The 16,691-nt window shown below is 50.7% G+C and carries 17 protein-coding genes; 2 read left to right on the top strand and 15 right to left on the bottom strand.

Features of this window, described 5'->3' with window-relative positions; translation table 11 throughout:
• Nucleotides 1-2: 2 nt before the first annotated feature.
• The 14 genes from V1224_11340 to V1224_11405 all read right to left on the bottom strand — a co-directional run bounded on the left by V1224_11340 (nucleotide 3) and on the right by V1224_11405 (nucleotide 14,661).
• Nucleotides 3-1,157 (bottom strand): 1-deoxy-D-xylulose-5-phosphate reductoisomerase, encoded by a 1,155-nt coding sequence (locus tag V1224_11340; GenBank protein ID WWR15074.1) that lies wholly within the window; start codon nucleotides 1,155-1,157, stop codon nucleotides 3-5.
• A gap of 4 nt (nucleotides 1,158-1,161) precedes the next feature.
• On the bottom strand, nucleotides 1,162-2,010 hold the full coding sequence (locus tag V1224_11345; protein WWR15075.1) for a phosphatidate cytidylyltransferase: 849 nt from the start codon (nucleotides 2,008-2,010) through the stop codon (nucleotides 1,162-1,164).
• Between the two features lies 1 nt (nucleotide 2,011).
• Entirely contained in the window at nucleotides 2,012-2,719 is a 708-nt protein-coding gene (locus V1224_11350; protein WWR15076.1) for an isoprenyl transferase, read from the bottom strand.
• Between the two features lie 76 nt (nucleotides 2,720-2,795).
• Nucleotides 2,796-3,344, bottom strand: coding sequence for a ribosome recycling factor (frr, locus tag V1224_11355; GenBank protein WWR15077.1), 549 nt, complete (start codon nucleotides 3,342-3,344; stop codon nucleotides 2,796-2,798).
• 15 nt (nucleotides 3,345-3,359) lie between these two features.
• On the bottom strand, nucleotides 3,360-4,055 hold the full coding sequence (pyrH, locus tag V1224_11360) for a UMP kinase (GenBank protein WWR15078.1): 696 nt from the start codon (nucleotides 4,053-4,055) through the stop codon (nucleotides 3,360-3,362).
• A gap of 30 nt (nucleotides 4,056-4,085) precedes the next feature.
• Nucleotides 4,086-4,958 carry a polymer-forming cytoskeletal protein gene (locus V1224_11365; protein WWR15079.1) on the bottom strand — a complete coding sequence of 291 codons (873 nt, stop codon included), beginning with the start codon at nucleotides 4,956-4,958 and terminating at the stop codon, nucleotides 4,086-4,088.
• 31 nt (nucleotides 4,959-4,989) lie between these two features.
• Nucleotides 4,990-5,964 (bottom strand): polysaccharide deacetylase family protein, encoded by a 975-nt coding sequence (locus V1224_11370; GenBank protein ID WWR15080.1) that lies wholly within the window; start codon nucleotides 5,962-5,964, stop codon nucleotides 4,990-4,992.
• Nucleotides 5,965-6,036: 72 nt separating this feature from the next.
• Entirely contained in the window at nucleotides 6,037-9,102 is a 3,066-nt protein-coding gene (locus tag V1224_11375; GenBank protein WWR15081.1) for an efflux RND transporter permease subunit, read from the bottom strand.
• A gap of 14 nt (nucleotides 9,103-9,116) precedes the next feature.
• Nucleotides 9,117-10,988 (bottom strand): efflux RND transporter periplasmic adaptor subunit, encoded by a 1,872-nt coding sequence (locus V1224_11380; protein ID WWR15082.1) that lies wholly within the window; start codon nucleotides 10,986-10,988, stop codon nucleotides 9,117-9,119.
• Nucleotides 10,989-10,992: 4 nt separating this feature from the next.
• Complete coding sequence (locus tag V1224_11385) at nucleotides 10,993-11,565, bottom strand: MarR family transcriptional regulator (GenBank protein ID WWR15083.1); 573 nt, start codon at nucleotides 11,563-11,565, stop codon at nucleotides 10,993-10,995.
• Between the two features lie 199 nt (nucleotides 11,566-11,764).
• A complete protein-coding gene (locus V1224_11390; GenBank protein WWR15084.1) occupies nucleotides 11,765-11,917 on the bottom strand; it encodes a FeoB-associated Cys-rich membrane protein in 153 nt (50 codons plus the stop codon).
• Between the two features lie 71 nt (nucleotides 11,918-11,988).
• Entirely contained in the window at nucleotides 11,989-14,181 is a 2,193-nt protein-coding gene (gene feoB / locus V1224_11395) for a ferrous iron transport protein B (protein ID WWR15085.1), read from the bottom strand.
• A gap of 29 nt (nucleotides 14,182-14,210) precedes the next feature.
• Nucleotides 14,211-14,432 carry a ferrous iron transport protein A gene (locus tag V1224_11400; GenBank protein ID WWR15086.1) on the bottom strand — a complete coding sequence of 74 codons (222 nt, stop codon included), beginning with the start codon at nucleotides 14,430-14,432 and terminating at the stop codon, nucleotides 14,211-14,213.
• A 19-nt stretch (nucleotides 14,433-14,451) separates the two neighbouring features.
• Nucleotides 14,452-14,661, bottom strand: coding sequence for a FeoA family protein (locus V1224_11405; protein ID WWR15087.1), 210 nt, complete (start codon nucleotides 14,659-14,661; stop codon nucleotides 14,452-14,454).
• A gap of 266 nt (nucleotides 14,662-14,927) precedes the next feature.
• On the opposite strand from V1224_11405, the gene V1224_11410 reads away from it, so the two are divergent.
• Together V1224_11410 and V1224_11415 are read left to right on the top strand one after the other, a co-directional pair.
• Complete coding sequence (locus tag V1224_11410; protein ID WWR15088.1) at nucleotides 14,928-15,296, top strand: metal-dependent transcriptional regulator; 369 nt, start codon at nucleotides 14,928-14,930, stop codon at nucleotides 15,294-15,296.
• A 54-nt stretch (nucleotides 15,297-15,350) separates the two neighbouring features.
• Nucleotides 15,351-15,968: a superoxide dismutase gene (locus V1224_11415; protein ID WWR15089.1), complete on the top strand. Its 618-nt coding sequence runs from the start codon at nucleotides 15,351-15,353 to the stop codon at nucleotides 15,966-15,968.
• Here V1224_11415 and V1224_11420 read toward each other — a convergent pair.
• Nucleotides 15,956-16,690 carry a DUF6033 family protein gene (locus tag V1224_11420; protein WWR15090.1) on the bottom strand — a complete coding sequence of 245 codons (735 nt, stop codon included), beginning with the start codon at nucleotides 16,688-16,690 and terminating at the stop codon, nucleotides 15,956-15,958. The genes V1224_11415 and V1224_11420 overlap by 13 nt on opposite strands.
• Between the last annotated feature and the right edge of the window lies 1 nt (nucleotide 16,691).

Raw genomic sequence — 16,691 nt, forward strand, 5'->3', positions numbered from 1 at the left:
AATCACCTTCTTAATATATGGTGTGAAATCATATCATAAGTCTGGCTCTCCGCCTCAAGAATCTGATCCACATCAGGATTTTCAATCACTTTATGTTCCCGCATACAGGCTTCGATGATCTCCGCGATACGCAGGAAGGAGATTTCGCCGTCTAAAAACAGACTGACCGCCTTCTCGTTCGCCGCGTTGTATACGGTGGGCATACTGCCCCCGGCCCGCATCGCTTCGAACGCGAGCGGCAGCCCCCGGAACACTTCCATGTCCGGCTTTTCAAACGTAATCTGTGCGAGCTCATAAAAGTCCAGCGAAGGCGCCTTCATCGGCCTTCTCTCGGGATAGAAGAGCGCGTATTGAATCGGCAGTTTCATATCCGGCAGACCAAGCTGAGCGATCACACTTCCGTCTAAGTATTCCACCATGGAGTGAATGATACTCTGTGGCTGCACCACGACCTGGATCTGCTCGAGGTCCACATCAAACAGCCATTTGGCCTCCATCACTTCCAGCCCTTTGTTCACCAGCGTCGCCGAATCGATCGTGATCTTTCTGCCCATCGACCAGTTCGGGTGTTTCAGTGCGTCTTCCGCCCGCATCTGCGCCAGCGCTTCTCTCGTCTTCCCCCGGAAAGGCCCGCCGGAGGCAGTCAGAAGTATTTTCCTGATCTGACTCTTCTTCTCCCCGTTCAATGACTGGAAAATAGCACTGTGTTCACTGTCCACCGGCAGGATCGAGACACCTTTTTCCTTCGCCAGCGGCATCAGCAGATGCCCTGCCGTCACAAGTGTCTCCTTATTGGCAAGTAAAATATCTTTCCCACAGGCAATGGCTGTCAGTGTAGGTCTGACGCCGATCATCCCCACGACCGCCGTCACAAGCGCCTGCATTTCTTCCATGGAGGCGATCTCCAGAAGTCCATCCATACCACATCGCACTTCCACTTCCAGATCCCTCACCCGCTCCCGCAGGTCAGCAGCCGCTTTCTCATCCCACAATACTGCCAGCCGGGGCCGGAATTCTCTGATCTGCTGCTCCAGCAGCACCGCATTGCTGCCTGCCGCCAGTGCTGTCACAGCGATCTCTTCTCTGTAGTTTCTGACGATTTCCAGGGTCTGCGTTCCAATCGAACCGGTAGAACCCAAAATACCTATCTTTTTCATTTGTCTATGCTCCTATCAGTATGTTCGCCATCACATATATGATCGGCGCCGTAAAAATGACGCTGTCAAACCGGTCCATAATACCGCCATGCCCCGGAATACAGGTGCCGTAGTCTTTGACTTCATGGTTTCTCTTGATGGCTGACGCCGCCAAGTCCCCGATCTGCGAGATCACGGCCCCCACGCCGCCGATCGCCGCAAACGCCCATGCCGCATCGGCGCTGGAAATTTCCTGCTCCGCCAATAAGAACGAGAACAGAGCCCCTGCAACGGCAGAACCGGCCACGCCGCCCACCGCCCCCTCGATCGTTTTTTTCGGACTGAGCACAGGCGCCATCTTATGTTTTCCCAGGAGCATTCCTGTAAAATAAGCGCATGTGTCACATACCCAGGAACTGATAAAAATCAGCCATACGACATATCCGCCATACTGCATCTGCCGTGTCAGATAAATAAAAGAGAGCATCACCGGCGCATAGATCACGCAAAAAAAGGCGGCCATCACCTGCTCGGAGCGAAACCTGGGAAACGTCAGCACATAGACTGCCATCATCAGCATCAGCGTGCCGATGAGAAGCAAAAACATCGTCTGCCACAGCTCTCCCTTCCCGATCAGATCGATGCCTTCCGCCGGCATCCAAAGCAACAGATAGTATACCAATGTAAACAGCCAGCCGAGCAGCTTCAGCGCATTATTCTTTCCCTTACCGCAGACGCCTGCCGCCCTGCACAATTCCTGATAGGCAATGCAGGATACGACAAAGAGAACGGCTGCCATGACAGTGCCCCCGGCTAATATGACCGCCGCAGCCAGCACTGTCACGGCAGCGCCGCTCACGATCCTCTTTCCCATATTAAGCCTCCTTCACACCGCCATATCGTCTGTCTCTTGCATTATATGCCTCTATGGCTTTACCCAATTCCACCTCGTCAAAATCCGGCCAGGCAACATCTGTGACATAAAATTCCGTGTAAGCAAGCTGCCAGAGCAGAAAATTAGAAAGACGCTGCTCTCCACATGTGCGGATCAACAGATCCGGCTCCGGTATCCCGCGCGTATCCAGATAGTCGGAGATCAGCTGCTCCGTGACCTGCTCCGGGTGCAGACTTCCGCGCGCCGCCTCTTCTGCGATCTGCCGCACAGCCCGCCTGATCTCATCCCGGCTGCCGTAATTGATGGCAATCTGGAAATGCAGTCCGTCATTGTTCACAGTGGCCGCCTCCAGCTCTTCAATCCGCTCACGAATATCCACAGCCAGCCTTGTCTTGTCACCGATCACGCGGACACACATCCTGTTTTTCTCCGCTGTCTTCAGACAAGTCTTCATATAATTGCGCAGCAGCTTCATCAGTGCGTCGACCTCATCCTGCGGTCTGCTCCAGTTTTCTGTCGAGAACGCATAGACAGTCAGATATTGAATCCCCATCTTATAGGCCTTCTCGCAGATCAGCTCCACCTGTTTGGCACCCTGCACATGCCCGTAATTTCTCGGCATCCCTTTTTTTCTGGCCCATCTGCCGTTGCCATCCAGTATGATCGCCACGTGATTTGGTATCTTCATGTCATTTCCCTCTTTTACAGAAAGGGGAAGGCAACATACAGTGCCCGCCCCTTAGTCTTTCGTAATTACAGTATTTCTATACCGTAAGAATATCTTTCGATTTTTCCTCCACAGCTTTATCAATCTCTTTGATAAACCTGTCCGTCGCTTTCTGCAGCTCGTCCTCCAGCTGCTTGATTTCATCTTCGGAGATCTCTTTGGATAACTTTTTAAAAGAGTCATTTCCGTCCCGGCGAATGTTGCGGACGGCCACTTTACTCTCTTCCCCCTTTTTCCTGATCTCCTTCACCAGATCTTTTCTGCGCTCTTCTGTCAGATCCGGAAATACAAGACGGATCACCGAACCGTCATTTGACGGATTGATCCCCAGATCCGATGTCTGGATCGCCTTCTCGATCACTTTCAGGAGATTCTTCTCCCACGGCGCGATCTGTATCATCCTTGGTTCCGGAACCGAGATATTGCCTACCTGCTGGATCGGTGTGGGCGTTCCATAATAATCTACCTTTATCTTATCCAGAACATGCGGGTTGGCACGCCCTGCACGGATTGTTGCAAAATCTGACAGTAAATAGTCATACGCTTTTTGCATCTTATCATCGAAATGTTTTACCCTTTCGTCCATAACTTTCCTCCTGTTTCAACAAGTCACTTCCGTCCCGCTGAAGTTCCCCTTCACGCTGTTGACAATGCTGTTTTCTTCCTGCAAGCCAAACACCCGCATCGGCATCTTATTGTCTCTTGCCAATATGGAAGCCGTCATGTCCATGACCTGCAGATTTTGGGCGATCACTTCATCAATCGTGACGGAGTGATACTTTTTCGCTGCCGAATTGGTCCTCGGGTCATCGTCGTAGACACCGTCCACCGCTTTGGCCAGTAAGATCATATCAGCCTCTACTTCAACGGCACGCAGCACCACACCCGTATCTGTGGAAAAATAAGGATGTCCTGTGCCGCCTGCAAAAAAGACGACCATTCCGTGAGCAAAATATTTGTTGGCACGGTCTTTGGAAAAAAGTTTCGTAAAAGAACCGCACTCAAAAGGTGTCAGCACACTTGTCCTCATCCCTGTGGAGCGAAATATTTCCGACACATAGATACAGTTCATCACCGTGGCAAGCATACCAATCTGATCTGCCTTCGTCCGGTCGATATTCTTGCTCGTGCGGCCTCTCCAGAAATTACCGCCGCCGATCACAATCCCTACCTGTATGCCGTCATCTGTCAACTGCTTCACCTGCAGGGCGACTTTTCTCACGGTAGGCTCGTCAAAGCCTGTCCCCTTTTCTCCTGCAAGCGCTTCCCCACTGAGCTTTAATAATATTCTGCGCATAATCTTTTCCTGACTTCCGATTTCTGATTATTACTGCTGTTTTGCAGCTTTCTTGCCATTGTTATTTTTCTTGAATTCCTCGAAGAAGGAAGTCGGATTGATGTCCGCATAACACTGAGAGCACATACCTTCGATGACCGCGCCATTGTTGATCTGCACGGATTTGGATTTGATATTGCCCATCACAATCGCAGAAGTATCAAGGATTACCGGTCCATGTACATCGATGTCTCCCTTGACTGCACCTGCGATGACCGCACTGTTGGCAAAAATATTGCCGATAATCACGGAACTCTGTCCGATCTTCACGCTTCCGTCGCTGCGCACTTCTCCGGTAATTTTTGCATTCTCCGCATAAATCTCCGTAGCCTTGGAATTACCCATGATCATCCCTGTAATATTCAGTTTGCCCATAATATCAATGTTACCTTCGATCGTACCGATCACATCCATAGAACCATCGGAAGTCACATCGCCTTTGATCTTCATCCCTGCAGTCACGACCGCTGTCTCATCGCTGATGCTTCTCCCCGCATAAGACATATCCGCCGTCTGCGGTTTTGCCTCTGCAGGCGCTGCCTGTCCTTCCATATCAATCTTCTCCAGTAATGATTCCAATGTATCCGTCATATCGTTTGCCCCCTGTTCTTCCTTCGCTATTTGTCCGGATGCTTCCTCCGTTTCATAAAATTCTTCCACGATCGTTTCCTCTGTCTCTTCATTTGCCGTTTTCGCTGCCGGAGCCGGCTGTGCCTCCATACGGCCCGCCGGCTGCGCCTGTGCACGGCCTGCATTATCGACGGCCGGCTGACGCTGCACTTCCTGCCTGCCTGTCTCTTCTTCCGGAATCAGCTCATTCACCGCCTGTGATAAATCTTCCTTCAGATCTGAAAAAAAGCCCATTCTTTATTATCCTCCATTCCTTTGTATCCTATTATGAATTTGTATTTCCATGCTGTACCGGCACGGTATCTTTTGTGATCGGTAAAATTACCGTATTTTCCATTGCCAATATCGTCTCGATTACTTCGGGCAGAGCCTCCACCGTTGATTTCTTGTCCCCCGAATCATGAAGCAGTATGACTGCCTCTCCGTAATTTTTCAGATTTGCCGTACAGTTGCTGACAATCTGGTTCTTTCCCAGACGCGCGGTGGCATCCCCGCCGGAGATATTCCAATCATACCAGACAATCCCGATTTCATCCAGATAATTTTTCAGTTCCTGCATGTCGGTTCTGCTCGTATGATTGCTGCTGCCGCCCGGGAAACGGTAAACTTCCGGATATTTTCCCGTCACTTCATAGAGATAATCCTGCAGCCGGTTCACATCCATGATAAAGGCTTCCTTGGAGCTGTATATCTCCCGATATATATGACTGTAGGAGTGCATACCGAGCGTATGTCCTTCCTCAAGAATCCTCCGGTAAGCATCCTCGTACCCCTCTTTTCCGTCCGCAACGACAAAAAAAGTGGCCTTCACATCATACTCGTCAAGAATATCGAGAATATCATCTGTATAAATACTTGGTCCGTCGTCAAAAGTCAGATATACTTTGCGGATACCGGGAGGCGGCGTGGCCGGAAGCGGATGTTCTTTCTCTGCTTCTTCCCACTCTTTGATGCTGTCTTCCTCCGTCAGATTCTCGAGATCGTCCGCTTTCGGCTCCTGGGCAGCCTCATCGGTGGCATCTGTCTCAGAGGCCTGCGCGTTGTCGGACTGCGCCGGAACCTCTTTTGCTGACTGCTCCTCCTGCATCTGCGCCACCTGCACTTCCAGAGAACGCACCCGCATACCGAGCAGCACACTGATGACGGTAGGTATCGTTACCGCCGCCAGAAAAGACAGCAAAATAATCCTTTTTAGAATCCATATCCTTTTTTTTCTGTTTCCATTCACTTTATCCGACATAATAAAACTCCTTTCCTATTGTAACACACAAAAGGAAAGGAGAAAAGTGAAATTTCTTACAGTTTTTATTTATTATAACGAATCCGGTAATAATGTTTCCTTTTTCTGCCGTTTGGCTTTCTTTTTTTCCTTCCTGTCTTTGCTTCTCTTATGAATAATCATATAGAAGGTAGGAAGAAGGATCAAAGTCAGCACCGTCGACGCCGTCAGACCGCCCACAATCACGACCGCCATCCCCTGTGTCATCTGGCCGTTCTTGCCATAGCCGATCGCCATCGGGATCATGGAAAGGATCGTCGTCAGCGTCGTCATCAGAATCGGACGAAGCCTGGACTTCCCGGTCTCGATCAATGCCTCCTCCGTGCTCATCGTCTTGCGCAGCATATTCGTATAATCCACATACAGAATACCGTTATTTACCACAATACCGATCAGCATCAGAAAGCCCATCAGTGACACCATACTGATCGTGGACCTGGTGATCAGCAGCAGCAGTATGGACCCGATCAGAGAGAACGGGATACAGAACATAACCATACCCGAATACCGCAGATTCTCAAACTGGATCGCCATCACGATATAAACCAGTAAGATGGCTGTGACAATGGCTGAGATCAGAGCGCCAAACTCCTCATTCATTCTCTCATCCATTGAGTTTGTCACCTGTTCGACGCCGTCCGGCAGAAACGTCTGCGACATCTGCTCCTGGATGGCCTGCTGCGCCGTAAATCTGGCGTCCGCCTCCAGGGTGGCCGTCACACTTGCCTGATACCTGCCATCCTTGCGGGTGATTGTCAGCGGGGAATCCGTGTATACAATATCCGCAATATCAGAGAGCGGCACCGAGACACCGTTTGTGTTCGTCAGCGTGATCCCGTACACATCATTGACGGTAGGATACTCATCCGCCGGATACTCGACCTTGACCGTATATTCTTTGTCGTCGATCATAACATCCATGGCATCTGAACCGCTCATCATTGAGTAAATCATCCCGGAAGCCGCCTGCGGCGTCATGCCCGCCGCCGCTGCCTTGATGGGGTCGATAACGATCTCCACTTTTGTAGCCGCATCCGCGAAAGAAGAGCTGGCGCTGATCACCCCGTCCACTTTCATAATCGCATCCGATGCGATCCGGCAGCCTTCCTTCAGCCTGTCAAGGTCATTGCCTTCCATAGATATGTCATAAGTATTGCCGCTGCCCATGCTCATACCCATCGAAGAAGAGGAAGATACGCTGATCTCACAACTGTCCTCATACCCTTTCAGCTCCTTCGTCCACTCGTCCACGATCTCCGCGGTGCTCAGTTTGCAATTATCCGCCACATAGGCCTGCACCGTGCCGCTGGCATCGGATTCATTGACCATGGCGCTGTAATCGTCGATATAAGAGCTGGCTTCGACAAACGATTCGATCTCCCGTATCTTTTCATCGACCGTGTCCAGTCTGGAACCGGGCCTGAACTGGACCGTCACCGCCACCTGCCCTTCATCGGACTGTGCCATCAGCTCCATATTGACAAACCGAAACAGGAAAATGGAAATTCCGAAGATCACGATCGCCGAAAGTGCAACCAGAACTTTTCTATGTAAAGCCTTGCGCAAAATAATCGCATATTTCTCTCCGACAACTTCCAGCATCCGGTTGACCGGCGTCTCTTTCTTCTCTGTCGGTCTGTACTGGGAGAAACAAAGCGGCACAAGAGTAACGGCAGAAATCAGCGAAGCGATCAGGGAAAATACGATTGTATAGCCAAGCTGTCCGAACATCTGTCCCGACATACCTTCCATCATCGCCAGAGGCAGATAGACGACGACTGTCGTGATCGTAGAGGCCACGATCGACGCCATAACCGTTTTAGTCGCCTCATAGGCGGCATCCATATAGCTCATACCGTCATCTCTTTTCCGGAAGCACATCTCGATAACCACGATGGCATTGTCCACCATCATACCGATGCCGATGACCAGCGCCCCCATCGTGATCATGTTCAGGGAAAATCCCATAAACTTCATGAGGACAAAGGTGATCAGCAGAGAGACCGGCATGGAACTTCCGACAATCAGACTTCCCTTGAAATCTCCGAAGAAAATAAACAGCACAAGCATTGTGATAACAATTCCCACTACAAGTGTCTGTGCAATGGAAACCAGGGAGTCGATGATCGTCTCACTGCTGTCATAGACAGCAGTGATCGTCACGTCCGGATTTTCCGCATTCAGCCTGTCAACGACTTTCATCACTTTATTCGACAGCGTGACGGCGCTGGAACTCTGGATCTTGGAGATACCGACACTGACATTATCCGCCCCGTTATAGCGGCTGTAACTCGTCGGCTCCGCCACCGCATAATGCACATTGGCAATATCACCCAGATGAATCACATTTCCCGTAGCGGTAGTGACCGGTATCGTGGCAATCTCCGCAGGTGTCTTATATTCCACCGCAGAACTCAGATTCAGACTCTGGCTGCCATAGTCTGCAGTCCCCGCAGGCATCGTATAATTAGCCGCAGCTACCGCGTTGGCCACAGAAGAGATACTCAGCCGATATTGCTGCATCAGTTCCGGTACCAGCTCCACACTGATATATTCTTCGTTACCGCCGGAGATCGTCAGATCTGCCACATCGCTGATCTTTTCCAGTTCCGGCTGCACCGTCTCCTCCACGTAGGCGAGAACGTCGATCCCTTCTTCTTTGGTATCCACCGACAGCGTCATCACATCCGAAGCATTCATATCCATGGCGATAATCGTCGGATCTTCCGCATCGTCCGGGAGACTGCGCTTCACCCGCTCCACAGCCTCCTGCATATCGATAAACGCATCGTCCATATCCGTCCCATACTCAAAGGAGAACATAATCATCGACACATTTTCCTGAGAATAGGAATACACATTGTTCAGTCCGGAAAGCGTCCCGAGACCGTCCTCAATCTTTTCCGTCACAAGCTGTTCCACATCTTCCGGTCCCGCCTGGGGATAGACCGTCATCACAAGCATGATCGGCATCTCCATATCCGGGATCAGCTGCAGATTCATTCCCATGACCGAGCTGATACCAAATATAATCAAAGATACAACGATGACCAGAGCGGCAACCGGTCGCTGTAGTACTGTTTTTGTCAACTTACTCATCCGTCACCTCTCCTTTACTGCGCAGCGTCCTCTTTCACCCCGTCATTCTGCTCCATGCTCTCGCCGGTTTCCGCCGCCTTTATCTTCACGGCAGCGCCATCCTTCAGCTGGGACGTCCATGTCGTAATGACCTGACTGTCCACGGTCAGCCCGGACTGTACTTCCACACTCTCATTGTTGGTAATGCCTGTCTCGATCTGCGTCTTTACCGCCTTACCATCCTCCATACAATACACATAGGCTTTCTGGCTCTCGTAATATACGCTGTCCACCGGAATCGTCATCACATGATCGGCCCGCTGCGTCGCAAGTGTAATTTTCACGTTGGTGCCGGAGATCAGACGATCCGCACCGCTTATAAGGCTTGCTTTGATCTTAAACAGTCCGCTTGCCGCATCGGCCACTCCTACGTTTTCCGAAATCTGCGCCTCAAACTGCTCTCCGTTTCTTTCAATGGAAATCTTCTGACCGATCGTCAGCTCTTTCATCACAGTCTCCGCCACATAGAACACAACATTGACCCCATCGTCCGCTGAGATCACATAGGCCGGAGACCCCTGCGCAGCCATATTATTCACCGTCACATTTTTCTGTGTGATCACACCTGATACCGGTGAAGAGACCTTCGTATAGTCAAGCTGTAACTGCGCCGCCTCCACACCGGCCTGTGCCTGCTTTACACCGGCCTGCGCCTGGCTGACGCCCGCCTCCGCCTGCATCTGGCCCGCCTGCGCCGCGATCAGTCCCGCATTGGCGCCTGCAAGCTGATAATTGGCGCCTGCAATGACAACCGCCTTCGTATACAGCTCATAGTCTTCCAGCATTTTCTCTGCCAGTCGCAACGCATCCTCCGCGGAATACACATTATTCTTTGATGTCTCTTTGCTGATCGCCGCGCTGATCTGGCTCAGGCGCAGAGAATCTTTATTGCTGTCCAGACTGCTCCTCGAAGAGCGGAGCGTCTCTTCCTGGGACTGGGCCGCGCTGACCATCACCCCAAGATCGTATTCAGAGCCGGCAGCGCCGTCTGTCATTTCATATATGTAATAATCGGCGATCGCCTGCGCAGAACCGGTATTGATATTATCGGGAATGCGTATCCCCATCTGCTCGACCGTGCTTCTGGCATCGTCCGCACTCCTGGTGCGAATGTCGTTGTACCGGTTTCTCACCTGCTGGAGCTGCCTTGCATATTTATTCATATGGTCTGCATTGTCACGCAGATCATCCATATTGTCTTCCAGATCTTTGTAGGCATCCCGCGCCAGTCCGAACTGTTCTGCTGCCAGCGCTTCGTTCTCCTGCGCCGCTTTCAGTGCATATTTGGCGGAAGCGACCGCATTTTCCAGCTGCATCTCATTCGTCTCGACCTGTCCGAGAGACTGTTTGATCTGCTCCTGTGTGTAGAGCAGATTCAACTCATTGACAGACACACTGGCCCCCGCACTGGCCACGGACGCATTTGCACTGGCCACAGACGCCTGCGCGCTCTCAAGACTGGCCTGTGCCTGTGCCATACTGATCTGTGCGCTGGCATCGTCTACCGTAAATAACAGATCTCCGGCATTGACTCTGTCACCTTCCTCAAAATAAGTGGCGGTGACGTCCCCGCCTACTTTCGCCACAACCGTGATCTCATCTTCCGCCTCCACCGTACCGATAAAATCACCATTCAGCTCGATGCTCTCCGTCTGTGGCAGCGTTGTCTCCACCAGGATTGAAGTATCTTTTTCCGCCTCACTCTCCGTCTCCTGTTTCGGAGCGGGACCGCCACACCCTCCAAGTATCAGGCCGCAGGAGATGGCTGTCACGCAGGCAAATGTCGTAACGCGGGAAAACGTCATACTGTCTTTTGTCTTTGTCACTTTTCTGCTCCTTCTTTTCATGTGCTTACTCCTCGTTTCTGTCCAGTTTTATATTATGTAATAGCTTGGTGATAAGCTGTAACAGCGTCTCGATTTCCTGTGGGGTGAATCCGGCAAACATGCGCTCCATTTCTTTTCCCACCCGCGCTTCAATCAGTCTGCCGAAGATCTCCACATCTCCCCGGATCTTGATCTGCTTGTTTCGTTTGTCAATACTTCCCGGCAGCCGCATGATAAACTGTTTCTTCTCCAGACGCTTTAAAATGCCTGACATCGTCGGATTGCTCACCTGAAAGCGCTTCTCCAGTTCCCTGGCTGTGATCTCCTTGCCATTATCACTGTTGCGCAGCAGATAAATGAGCACCTGCATCTGTGCCGCTGTCAGTCCCACCTGTTCCAGTTCCATATCAAACTTGCTCTTTTGTGCCCGCTCGATCAGCCGCATCGTTGTAAGCAGCCGCAGCTTCATATTTTCTAACGGTTCCTTCTCTGTATCTGCCCCCCCATTGCCCTGGTCGGACTCCATACCACTGTCAAGTTGCATCCCCTCTCCAATTTTTTTATCCAATATGTCGATTGTTCCCTCTGTCACTCCCACTTTCAAGGTCTTCCTTCTTTCTCTTCTCGTTAGAAGTAATATTTTCTATAGCACGCTATGTATTCTATACTCCTTATACTTATATGTCAATCACTTTTATAATATTTTTCTTTAATTTCATAAAACCTTAATTTTTGTTTTGCCCAAAGCAACAGAGGGACGCTCCCCTGAAAGCTGACCGTCCCTCTGCTTCTGCCTTTTATTTCCTCTGCTCTCCCCCGCAGTGGCCGCTACAGTGCCTGCAGTCGCACCCACATTGCAGCGATTTCCCGTTTTTTTTATCTCGTATCATCCCTCTGACGATACAGACGACAATCCCCGTGAGGATCGCCGCAGTGATCGCTGTTCCCATATCGTTTCACGCCCCGTTTCTTTTTTATTTTTAATCTTAATCCTGCAGCCTTCCGGCCTCTTCACCCGTCTTTACTTCGCCAGCGCTTTTTTATGGCTGTCGATCTTCATACACTGTGTCCTGCCCTCCGTATACGGCCGAAACAGCAGGAATAGGAAGCCCGCGGTCAATACGAATGCCGCTGCCGTACCCAGGCCGAATGTTCCTGTCGTGACAAGCATACCGATCTGATAAATGCACAGACTGACAATATATGCCAGCGCACACTGATAGCCGATCGCAAACCAGAACCATCTGATGTTGTTCATTTCTCTCCTGATCGCACCCATCGCCGCAAAGCAGGGGGCGCACAGGAGATTGAATACGAGAAACGCATAGGCGGACAGTGCCGTCATATTCCCTGCCAGTGTTCCCCAGTATTCGGCGCCATCCTCGGCCACTTCTGCAAATCCAAAGAGAATGCCGAATGTGCCGACTACATTTTCCTTCGCCACCAGTCCCGTGATCACTGCCACAGCAGATTTCCAGTCGCCAAACCCACATGGAAGGAATATCCAGGCAAAGGCGCTGCCAATTCCTGCCAGTATGCTGTGATCAATCTCCATCGCCTCAAGCATCCTGAACTGGCCGTCCACCCAGCCAAAATATGTCGTGAACCAGATGAGGATCGTCGACAATAAGATAATTGTACCGGCTTTTCTGATAAATGACCAGCCCCTCTCCCACATGCTGCGCAGGACATTGCCTGCTGTCGGCATATGATACGCGGGAAGCTCCATCACAAAAGGCGCCGGTTCCCCTGCAAACATCCTTGTCTTCTTCAAAATAACGCCGGAACAGATAATCGCCGCGATACCGACAAAGTATGCGCTCGGCGATACCCACCACGCGCCGTCAAACAATGCGCCTGCGATCAGGGCGATGATCGGCAGCTTGGCGCCGCACGGGATAAAAGTTGTTGTCATGATCGTCATTTTACGGTCTCTGTCGTTCTCGATCGTCCTCGACGCCATCACCCCGGGCACCCCGCAGCCGGTGCCGATCAGCATCGGGATAAAGGATTTCCCGGAAAGACCGAACTTACGGAAAATTCTGTCCATAATAAAGGCCACTCTCGCCATGTAACCGCATGATTCCAGAAAGGCCAGAAAGAGAAAGAGCACAAGCATCTGCGGCACAAACCCGAGAACAGCGCCTACCCCGGCCACAATCCCGTCCACAATCAGTCCCTGCAGCCAGTCGGCGCAGCCGATCGCGGAAAGTCCGCCGCTGACGACGGCAGGAATGCCCGGCACATCGACAAGGCCAAGGAAACTCCAACCGTCTCCAAACACACCATCATTCATCCAGTCGGTCGCCCAGGCGCCAACCGTCGTTACAGACACATAATATACGAGAAACATCACGGTCGCAAAAATCGGTAAAGCCAGCCAGCGGTTGGTGACGACCCGGTCGATGCGGTCAGAAGCCGTCATTTTCTCTTTTCTGCCCTTTGCATAACATACCCCCATTATGGAAGAGAGATACAGATACCTCTCATTGGTAATGATACTCTCGGTGTCATCCTCAAACGCTTCCTCCAGCCGGGCGATTTCCGCAGATACATCCGGCGCCTGTTTTATCTGTTCCCGAATTCCGGCATCTTTTTCCAACAGTTTAATGGCGAAGAAGCGTTTCTGCGCTGTCCTGTTCTCCGGTCCCAGTTTTTGTTCCACATCTCTGACCGCCGATTCCACTTCCGCTGAGAAGGTATGAACCGGCGCAAATCCGGCTTTCCCACGCGCCAGCGCTACTGCCTTCTCCGCTGCCTCCCTAACGCCCGTTCCTTTGAGGGCCGAGATCTCCACAACTTCACAGCCCAGTTTCTCACTCAGTTTATCGATATGGATCCGATCGCCGCTCTTTTCCACCACATCCATCATATTGACGGCAATGATGACCGGAATCCCCAGTTCCAGTAATTGTGTGGACAGATACAGATTCCTCTCCAGATTCGTGCCGTCCACCAGATTCAGGACTGCGTCCGGCCGCTCGCCAATCAGGTAATTTCTGGCCACAACTTCTTCCAGTGTATAAGGCGACAGAGAATAAATGCCCGGAAGGTCCGTAACGATCACGTCCTCATAGCCCTTTAGCTTTCCCTCTTTCTTCTCTACAGTCACTCCCGGCCAGTTGCCGACAAACTGATTGGAACCTGTAAGCGCGTTAAACAATGTTGTCTTTCCACAATTCGGATTTCCTGCAAGTGCAATTTTCAATGACATTTCTGACTCCTTTCCTCTCCCCACCGTGATCACTCTACCTCAATCATCTCCGCATCTGCCTTTCTGAGCGAAAGTTCATATCCTCTGACTGTGACTTCTACCGGGTCGCCAAATGGCGCCACTTTGCGGACATAGACGGAGACGCCCTTTGTGATACCCATATCCATCAGCCTCCGTTTTACCGGCCCTTCCCCGGTCAGTTTCCGCACTGTGACTGTCTGCCCGCAGCCGATCTCTTTCAATGTCTTCATAGCTCCTCCTTTGATCCGACTATACAAAAATTTTATTGGCCATATCCCTGCCGATGGCAACTCTTGACTCTTTGACGCTGACGATCATATTGCCGCCGATCTCCGATATGACAGTGACCACACCTCCGGCTACAAATCCAAGACTCTCCAGAAACTTCTTCGTCTCTTCACGCCCGCCGATTTTTTTGATCGTACCCGGTTCTCCCGTCTTCATCATAGACAATGGCATATTCTCACCCTCTCTATTCTTTCCTGACTTCCACTTGTTTTTCTTTTCATAGTTAGTATATGCTAACTTAAATTAGTTGTCAACAACTTCTTTTCGATATTTCTAACCGAATTTTCCGAGCGTTCTTCCAACATATTCAGGTGTCTTTTGTGCCAAGTGTCCTCCCACAGTGGAAACCTGAGCCTATATATGCTATACTTAAAAAAATCCCGCCGTGTAACAGACCATCCTGTATGCCGTATTCCGGCGGGAAGGAGGAGCGTGTGATGAATTATAATGAATCTGCCGAAAATTATCTGGAGACAATACTCGTCCTGAGCAGGAAACTTCCTGTCGTCCGTTCCGTAGATGTAGCCTCAGAGCTTCAATTCAAGAAATCGAGCGTCAGTGTCGCCATGAAAAATCTGCGTGAGAAAATGCTGATCACAATGACGGAAGCAGGCTATATTTATCTGACCGATACCGGCAGGGAAATTGCGGAAATGATTTATGAGAGACATGAATTTCTGACCTCCTGGCTCACATCGCTCGGTGTTCCCCGGCAGATCGCAGGGGAAGACGCCTGCAAGATCGAGCATGTGATCAGCGCAGAGAGCTTTGATGCCATCAAGCACTATGTAAACTTCCGGCAATAGCAAAACCCATTCTTTTTCATATAATAAACAGAAAGAATTTGTGGAGACTGACCTTTGAACGAAAACTATCCCTTTGTCAACTGTCCCCTCTCCTACGGCTATGACGCGTTGAGTCCCTACATTGATAAGAGAACGATGGAAGTCCATCACAATCGGGTACTGCAGGGTTATGTGGAAAATTTAAACCAGTTGCTGAAAGACTGTCCTGAATATCAGAAAATGTCTCTCGAACAACTGGTCTTATATGCGGAATGTATGCCCTCACACTTGCAGACTCCCGTACGGGATAATGCCGGCGGCGTATACAACCATATCTTTTATTTTTCTAATCTCAAACAATACGATGACTGCCATCCAACCGGTCCGCTGGCTTCTGCCATCGACTGGCAGTTCGGCAGCTTTGAAAACTTCCAGAAAGTATTCACCAACGCCGCTCTATCCGTATTCGGTTCCGGCTATGCCTGGCTGATCCTTGATGCGGAGAACCGACTGGCGATCAGAACGACCACCAATCAGGACACCCCGCTTCTTTTTAATGTCAAACCTTTGCTGGCTCTCGATGTATGGGAACACGCCTATTTTCTGACACACTATAATATGCGCGAAGCCTATGTCAAAGATTGGTTCCATATTATCAACTGGGAACAGGTCGGTCGCAATTATGCGCCGTAATCAATGATGCTCCCTATCGTCTCCCGCTGCTGCGGTCTGATGCTGTCCCAGTCCACGTTTCGTATTTTATCAAGAAGTCCCTCGGCAGATTTTGCGGATACCCTGACTCTTTTCGTCTTTTCTGTGAGATCTGCCCTGCGCTTCTCGTCCTCGGCCTTCTCTGCCTTTTTCGCCGCTTCCTTCTTCTCAGCTCTTGACTTCTCGATCCTCTCCCGCTGTTTCTCCCCGGATTTCTCCAGTTCTGCGAAATAAGAGACGCTGCCGTCTTTGCCGAAAGAGATTCCAAGACGGGTAACCGTATCTTCCTCATCGCCCAACTGATTTTTGATGTCGGACAGTTTCGCAGTCGCTTCCTCAATCATATTCGTATATTTCTTTTCTGCCTTCTCATCCGCAGCCATCTCCTCCAGTACTTCAGGCTCCATCAGCACACTGTACTCTTTCGTCCCTCCGGCGAGATATTTCTGCGCTTCCTCATCGCTGTCATAGTTGGCCACGATGAAGTCCATGTTGCTGTATTTTTCTTTCAGACGCTCCAGCATATCCTGCGCATCATCGCTCAGAGCAGGGCCCTTTTTTACCCCGTTTGCCTCGTTCGCGCCCTTTTTGTTCTGCGTATGTTTCGTCTCCGCACCGTTTGCTGCCTTTTTCTCATATGATCCCTGTGTCAGACCTTTCACAAAGTCACTCTGGTAAACATGAAACCCATTGATTCCGTTCATT

Source organism: Lachnospiraceae bacterium JLR.KK008, from assembly GCA_037015955.1.
GTDB lineage: Bacteria > Bacillota > Clostridia > Lachnospirales > Lachnospiraceae > VSOB01.

Bases quoted from the DNA above. Each gene is read 5' to 3' on its own strand.
- feoB (WWR15085.1), bottom strand. From the start codon at position 14,181: ATGTCATTGAAAATTGCACTTGCAGGAAATCCGAATTGTGGAAAGACA.
- pyrH (WWR15078.1), bottom strand. From the start codon at position 4,055: ATGCGCAGAATATTATTAAAGCTCAGTGGGGAAGCGCTTGCAGGAGAA.
- V1224_11350 (WWR15076.1), bottom strand. From the start codon at position 2,719: ATGAAGATACCAAATCACGTGGCGATCATACTGGATGGCAACGGCAGA.
- V1224_11380 (WWR15082.1), bottom strand. From the start codon at position 10,988: ATGAAAAGAAGGAGCAGAAAAGTGACAAAGACAAAAGACAGTATGACG.
- V1224_11390 (WWR15084.1), bottom strand. From the start codon at position 11,917: ATGGGAACAGCGATCACTGCGGCGATCCTCACGGGGATTGTCGTCTGT.
- V1224_11340 (WWR15074.1), bottom strand. From the start codon at position 1,157: ATGAAAAAGATAGGTATTTTGGGTTCTACCGGTTCGATTGGAACGCAG.
- V1224_11420 (WWR15090.1), bottom strand. From the start codon at position 16,690: ATGAACGGAATCAATGGGTTTCATGTTTACCAGAGTGACTTTGTGAAA.
- V1224_11375 (WWR15081.1), bottom strand. From the start codon at position 9,102: ATGAGTAAGTTGACAAAAACAGTACTACAGCGACCGGTTGCCGCTCTG.
- V1224_11410 (WWR15088.1), top strand. From the start codon at position 14,928: ATGAATTATAATGAATCTGCCGAAAATTATCTGGAGACAATACTCGTC.
- V1224_11345 (WWR15075.1), bottom strand. From the start codon at position 2,010: ATGGGAAAGAGGATCGTGAGCGGCGCTGCCGTGACAGTGCTGGCTGCG.
- V1224_11365 (WWR15079.1), bottom strand. From the start codon at position 4,958: ATGGGCTTTTTTTCAGATCTGAAGGAAGATTTATCACAGGCGGTGAAT.
- V1224_11370 (WWR15080.1), bottom strand. From the start codon at position 5,964: ATGTCGGATAAAGTGAATGGAAACAGAAAAAAAAGGATATGGATTCTA.
- V1224_11405 (WWR15087.1), bottom strand. From the start codon at position 14,661: ATGCCATTGTCTATGATGAAGACGGGAGAACCGGGTACGATCAAAAAA.
- V1224_11400 (WWR15086.1), bottom strand. From the start codon at position 14,432: ATGAAGACATTGAAAGAGATCGGCTGCGGGCAGACAGTCACAGTGCGG.
- frr (WWR15077.1), bottom strand. From the start codon at position 3,344: ATGGACGAAAGGGTAAAACATTTCGATGATAAGATGCAAAAAGCGTAT.